The sequence below is a fragment of the Cesiribacter andamanensis AMV16 genome (assembly GCF_000348925.1).
Taxonomy (GTDB): domain Bacteria; phylum Bacteroidota; class Bacteroidia; order Cytophagales; family Cyclobacteriaceae; genus Cesiribacter; species Cesiribacter andamanensis.
On the sequence record NZ_AODQ01000208.1, the window covers coordinates 1 to 4,170 of the forward strand.

The 4,170-nt window shown below is 58.3% G+C and carries 4 protein-coding genes; all 4 read left to right on the forward strand.

Translation table 11 applies throughout. The features are described 5' to 3' along the window. Positions 1–32 precede the first annotated feature (32 nt). The 4 genes from ADICEAN_RS20355 to ADICEAN_RS23800 are packed head-to-tail and all read left to right on the forward strand — an operon-like array spanning position 33 to position 3,871. On the forward strand, positions 33–1,595 hold the full coding sequence (locus ADICEAN_RS20355) for a 4Fe-4S binding protein (protein WP_009197562.1): 1,563 nt from the start codon (positions 33–35) through the stop codon (positions 1,593–1,595). Between the two features lie 43 nt (positions 1,596–1,638). Beyond that, entirely contained in the window at positions 1,639–2,421 is a 783-nt protein-coding gene (locus ADICEAN_RS20360; RefSeq protein WP_009197563.1) for a glycosyltransferase family 2 protein, read from the forward strand. Continuing rightward, positions 2,418–3,137, forward strand: a complete 720-nt coding sequence (locus ADICEAN_RS23795; protein WP_009197564.1) for a glycosyltransferase — start codon at positions 2,418–2,420, stop codon at positions 3,135–3,137. The genes ADICEAN_RS20360 and ADICEAN_RS23795 overlap by 4 nt, the downstream gene beginning before the upstream one ends. Further along, positions 3,083–3,871: a glycosyltransferase family 2 protein gene (locus tag ADICEAN_RS23800; protein ID WP_316928549.1), complete on the forward strand. Its 789-nt coding sequence runs from the start codon at positions 3,083–3,085 to the stop codon at positions 3,869–3,871. Before ADICEAN_RS23795 ends, ADICEAN_RS23800 begins: the two co-directional genes overlap by 55 nt. The last annotated feature ends 299 nt before the right edge of the window (positions 3,872–4,170 follow it).

Consider the following 4,170-nt stretch of genomic DNA (forward strand, 5'->3'; position numbering starts at 1 on the left):
CCTGAAGGAGAGGGTTGGGTGAGGTTAAACCAATGACACAAACACCTAGCGTACAGGAATCCATCCACACTACCCAACTCCACAAGCACCCCCTGCAGCTGCTGGGGCTTATCCTACTGCTGGCGGGATTTGCCGTGCTGATCGGCTCCCTCCAAATGGGTACCTACCGCCTGCATCCCCAAGTGGTGCAGACGGCCGTATCCGATTCGGCCCACCAGGCCGTGCTGCTGCAACTGCTGGAACCCCTGTACGACAAACCGGTGGATAGCGACTGGCAGCTGGCTGGGGTGCTGGACAAGGCCTTTGCCCATGCCAACGAGCAGCTGACCCAAAACCCCATTAACGACTACTGGGCCCGCACCTACAAGACCTACCTGATCAAACACAGCGCCGAGGGACTGCCGGCCGAGCGCCCCGGCCTTCTTCTGTTCCTGAGCATTGGCCTTGCCTGCCTCGGTGGTTTACTTTACATCCTGCCCAAGCTGCGGCTGCTGCCGGGCATCAAGAACAATCACATCTTCCATAGCGCCACCACCAACCGGGGCTGGATCGGCTGGCTGCTGGGCTCCTTTCTCATCCTGTTTTACATCCTGCTTTATTTCTTCCCCTACTACATCACTAGCTGGATGCTGATGGCCGACCCCCTGGCCCTGTGGCTCAAAGGGGGCGAAGCCTCGGAATGGTTTTTTTATGGACTGCTCTATACGCTGGCCATTCTGGTTATGGGGGTGCGCATGCTCATCAAGTACCGACACAGCAAGTACCATAAGCTGCGCACCGGCAGTGTGATGTTCTTTCAGCTGGCCTTTGCCTTTCTGATCCCCGAGTTTCTGGTGGCGCTTAACCAGCCCTATTACGACCTCAAGAACATCTGGCCGCTGAACTATGACCTGTTCTTTGAATACAAGATCACCGAATTTTTGAGCAGCGGCGTCCTGGGCCTGTTTATGCTGCTCTGGGGCATTGCCTGTGTGGTAATAGGCGTGCCGCTGATGTCGTACTTTTGGGGAAAGCGCTGGTACTGCAGCTGGATCTGCGGCTGCGGCGGCCTGGCCGAAACGCTGGGCGACCCCTTCCGGCAGCTGTCCGACAAGCGGCTGGTGGCCTGGAAGGTGGAGCGCTGGATGGTGCACAGCGTGCTGGTGCTGGCGGTGCTGATGACGGTGGCCGTGCTGCTCACCTTCTTTACGGGCAACAGCCAGCTGCTGGGCGTGGACTCTTACAGCCTGCGCAGCTGGTATGGCTTCGGGATAGGCGCTATCTTTGCCGGGGTGGTAGGCACCGGTTTTTACCCCCTGATGGGCAACCGGGTCTGGTGCCGCTTTGGCTGTCCGCTGGCGGCCTACATCGGGCTTATCCAGCGCTTTAAATCCCGTTTTCGTATCACCACCAACGGGGGGCAGTGTATTAGCTGTGGCAATTGCAGCACCTATTGCGAGATGGGCATCGATGTGCGCTGGTATGCCCAGCGGGGTCAGAATGTGGTGCGGGCCAGCTGCGTAGGCTGCGGCGTATGCGCATCAGTCTGCCCCCGGGGCGTGCTGAAGCTGGAGAACAAGGGGGGAAAGGCCCGCTATGGCGAGGTGAAGTTTTAAAGCTGGTATTGAGTATTGAGTAAAGATTGGGCGGTATATAGCCATGCAGGTAGAGCAAGACAATAAAAAGACAAAAGGAGTAGAAGAGGACTCCGCACTTCAGATAGAAAGAGAGCGTAGGCAGGTGCCGCCCGCCCTGCCCGCCATTGCCGTGGTGATTCCGGCCCATGATGAGGCCGAGGGCATTCTGAAGGTCATGCAGGCCCTGCCGATGGACTGGATCAGCGAAGTGGTGGTCACCGACAATGCCTCCAACGACGATACGGCCGGGGTAGCCGAAGCTCTGGGCGCTACCGTACTTAGGGAAGACCGCAAAGGCTACGGCTGGGCCTGCCTCAAGGCGCTGCACTATCTGGCCCAAAAACCGGAGCAGCCCCAGATCGTGGTCTTTCTGGATGCCGACTATTCCGACCATCCCGAAGAATTACCCCTGCTGGTGCAGCCCATCCTGGAAGAAGGGGTGGATATGGTGATCGGCTCCAGGGCGCTGGGACGGCGGGAAAGGGGGTCGCTCACCCCCCAGCAGGTCTTTGGCAACTGGCTGGCCACCCGCCTGCTATACCTTATCTACAAGGAAAAATTTACCGACCTGGGCCCCTTCCGGGCCATTCGCTGGGAGGCTTTGCAGCGCCTGCAGATGCAGGACAAAACCTATGGCTGGACGGTAGAGATGCAGATAAAAGCCGCCAAGCAGGGGCTCCGGAACCGGGAAGTGCCCGTAACCTACCGCCGCCGTATAGGCCGCTCCAAGGTGAGCGGAACCCTAAAGGGGGTGATTGGGGCCGGCTACAAGATCTTATGGACCCTTTTTCGCTATAGCCGATGAGTTGGGTGATTGTAGTACTGTATAGCCTGAGCCTGCTTTTTCTCTTTCTTTTTAGTCTGGGCCAGCTGCACCTTGCCTGGCACTACCTGCGCCGCCTGCGCCGGCCCCTGCCCGAACCCGCCCCACTGCCGGAGGAGCAGCTACCCCTGGTGACCATTCAGCTGCCCCTCTACAACGAACGTTATGTAGCCGAGCGCCTGCTGGAGGCCGTCGCTGCTCTGGACTACCCCCTGAAGAAGCTGCAGATACAGGTGCTGGACGATTCTACCGACGATACCGTGGCCCTGGTAGCGGCCAAAACGGCCCAGCTGCAGCAAAAGGGGGTCTGGATTGAGCAGTTGCGCCGCCCGGGCCGGCAGGGCTTCAAGGCCGGTGCCCTGCAAGAGGGGCTGCGAAGCGCTAAGGGAGAATTCATTGCCATTTTTGATGCCGATTTTCTGCCCCCGGCCAGTTTTCTACGAAAGACTTTGCCCCATTTTGCCGATCCGCAGACCGGGGTGGTACAGACCCGCTGGGGCCACCTGAACCGGCACTACAACCTGCTTACCCGCCTGCAGGCCTTTGGGCTGGATGCCCACTTTACGGTAGAGCAGGGGGGCGCAGCCAGGCCGGCAGTTACATCAACTTTAACGGCACGGCCGGCATCTGGCGCAAAGCCTGTATTGAGGCAGCCGGTGGCTGGAGCGCCGATACCCTTACCGAAGACCTGGACCTGAGCTACCGGGCACAGATGCAGGGCTGGAAGTTTCAGTACCTGGAGGAGGTAGAAAGCCCAGCCGAGCTGCCGGTGCTCATGCCCGCCATCCGCTCCCAGCACTTTCGCTGGAACAAGGGAGCAGCTGAGTGCGCCCGCAAAAACCTGCTGAAATCCCTAAAGGTGCAAAGCGGTTTTTTCAATAAGCTGCATGCCTTCTTTCACCTGACTAACAGCAGCATCTTCATCATCATTCTGCTGGCGGCCCTGTTAAGTGTGCCCATGCTCTTTGTGCAGCAGGCCCATCCAGAACTGGAGGGGGTCTACCGGCTGGGCAGTGTGTTTTTGCTGGGCTTTCTCTCCATTGCCTTTTTTTACTGGACCGCCAGCCGTCGCCTCTTCCCGCGGCGGAGCTGGCAGTATTTTCTGCGCCTGTTCCCGCCCTTTCTGGTGGTGTCCATGGGGCTGTCGGCGCACAACACACTGGCGGTGGCCGAGGGCTGGCTGGGCAAGAAAAGCCCCTTTTTGCGTACGCCCAAGTTCAATATTTTGGGAAAAGAGGGGGGATGGAAAGAAAATAGCTACATCCGCAGCGGGCTCAGCTGGCTTACGGTGGTGGAAATGCTGCTGATCCTCTATTTTGCCTTTGGTCTGGCGGCCGGTCTGTACCTGCAGCACTGGAGCCTGCTGCCCTTTCACCTGATGCTGGTGCTGGGTTTTTCGCTGGTGGTGTTTTATACCCTAAGGGGGAGGTAGAGGAAGGACGTAGGCGGTAGGGAGGTGAGCATGGACTATAGGTGAAGTAGGGCTCGTTTGCGAAAGAAGTAGTGAAAATAGTAGTGTGGGTTGCTTATTGCTGGTGCGTGCTTGCAGCTCGTACCACATTCATCTTTTAATAAATTGTAAGAAGTACGAGCTACAAGCTTTCACCAGCCTATCAGAATGATTTCTGAACTTGCCTCCATCTCCCTTCCTCACCAGAGCACTGATCTCACAGCCGAAAGGCGCCGCTGGGGCCCTGCTGTGTGGCTAACCGCAGCGGGCTACCTGCTCCT